This is a genomic window from Streptomyces sp. DH12 (assembly GCF_020873895.1).
Lineage (GTDB): Bacteria > Actinomycetota > Actinomycetes > Streptomycetales > Streptomycetaceae > Streptomyces.
On record NZ_JAHWGT010001015.1, the window covers coordinates 1 to 459 of the forward strand.

A 459-nucleotide genomic window follows, 5' to 3' on the forward strand; every position below is an offset into this window, starting at 1 on the left:
CGACGGTCGTCCTGCCGGACGGGCAGGCGCGCGTCGGACCCGAGCCGGAGCGGCTGCGCGAACTCCTGTGTGCAGCGGGGTCGTTCCGCGTGCCGCGTCTTCACCCCGGCGGCATCGGCTCGGACTGCAACGGCGTGCCGAGCTGGTGGTCGGCCCAGACGTAGGTGTGTGGGAGGAGGCCGGTGACGGGAAGGGCGCGAAGGCCGACGGGGGTGGCGACGATGACCTGGAGCGCGGGGAAATAGTCAAGGAGGACCTGGCGGCAGCGACCGCACGGGGGGACGACTCCGCGGTCGCGGTCGCCCACGGCGACGATCGTCTTCAGGTCGTGGGCGCCCTGGGCGGCGGCCGTGCCGACGACGACCAGTTCGGCGCACGGGCCGCCGGTGAAGTGGTAGGCGTTCACGCCGGTGACGATCCGGCCGTCCGTGGTGCGGGCCGCAGCGGCCATGGTGTGGT

At 73.6% G+C, this 459-nt stretch carries 1 protein-coding gene; it reads right to left on the reverse strand.

Going from position 1 to position 459, the window contains the following annotated elements; translation table 11 throughout:
- Positions 1-100: 100 nt before the first annotated feature.
- On the reverse strand, positions 101-459 hold a 359-nt coding region (locus LPA54_RS38255), incomplete at its 5' end, for a cytidine deaminase (protein WP_228984989.1).